A 1,129-nucleotide genomic window follows, 5' to 3' on the forward strand; every position below is an offset into this window, starting at 1 on the left:
CTCGCCCTCGTCAGACCAGACCTCGCGCAGGTGACGCGTGCGCCAGACCGCCAGGCTCTCCTGCAGACGCTGCCAGGCCGGCAGCCTGGTCCGGCAATCGCGCCCCGCAGCCTCGGGAGACAGGCTCACAGCAGCCCGCTGCCGTTGAGCCAGGACTTCAGCGAACCGGCGAGCTGCGGATCACGCAGGGCGAGTGCCATGTTGGCCTTCATGTGGCCCAGCTTGCTGCCGCAGTCGTAGCGCACGCCAGTGAAGCGGTGCGCGCGAATGTCGTGCGAGGCCAGCAGGGCGGCAATGCCGTCGGTGAGCTGGATTTCGCCGCCAGCACCCGGCTTCACCTCGGCCAGCGCCGCGAAAATGTCGCCCGGCAGGACATAGCGGCCAACCACCGCCAGGTTGCTGGGGGCATCGGCCGGCTTCGGCTTCTCGACCATGGCGACCATGCGGGCCGGATCATCGGCCGCGTTCTGCGTCAGCGACACCACACCATATTTGTCGGTCTGTTCGCGCGGCACTTCCTCGACCGCCAGCGACCAGGCACCGGTGCGCCCGTGCAGTGCGACCATGTCGGCGAGACAGCCGGCCTCGCCCTGGGGCGCGTCAATGAAGTCGTCCGGCAGCATGACCGCGAAGGTCTGCTTCTCACCTTCCGGGGTGGCCGCCAGCACCTCGCGGGCGCACAGCACGGCATGGCCCAGGCCCAGCGCCTGCTGCTGGTAAACCACCGACAGCGTCAGCCCTTCGGGCGTGGCCGAGCGCAGCGCGGCCAGCAGGTCCTGCTTGTTCTTGGCCTCGAGCTCGGCCACCAGCCCCGGATCGGCCGGCTGCAGATGGCGCTCCAGCGCCTGCTTCACCGGCGAGCTGACCAGCACGACATGACGGATGCCGGCCCGGAAAGCCTCTTCAACGGCGTACTGCACCAAGGGCTTGTCCACGACAGGGAGCAGCTCCTTGGGCACGGACTTGGTGGCGGGAAGGAAACGGGTGCCGAGACCGGCAACGGGAAGAACGACGGTAGAGATCAAGGTTGTGGACACTCTGCAATCAGTTGACAACGCCCATGCTAACGCTAACAGGCCATCTGTGAGATTACAGGATACTAACAAAGCCGGCACCATGAGTCCCCCCC

At 67.1% G+C, this 1,129-nt stretch carries 1 protein-coding gene; it reads right to left on the reverse strand.

All coding sequences use genetic code 11. The features are described 5' to 3' along the window. Positions 1 to 125: 125 nt before the first annotated feature. Positions 126 to 1,025 (reverse strand): UTP--glucose-1-phosphate uridylyltransferase, encoded by a 900-nt coding sequence (locus C5O18_RS10055; RefSeq protein ID WP_206389856.1) that lies wholly within the window; start codon positions 1,023 to 1,025, stop codon positions 126 to 128. Positions 1,026 to 1,129 lie beyond the last annotated feature (104 nt).

Source organism: Amnimonas aquatica, assembly GCF_002943415.1.
Classification (GTDB): Bacteria; Pseudomonadota; Gammaproteobacteria; order Pseudomonadales; family Moraxellaceae; genus Perlucidibaca; species Perlucidibaca aquatica_A.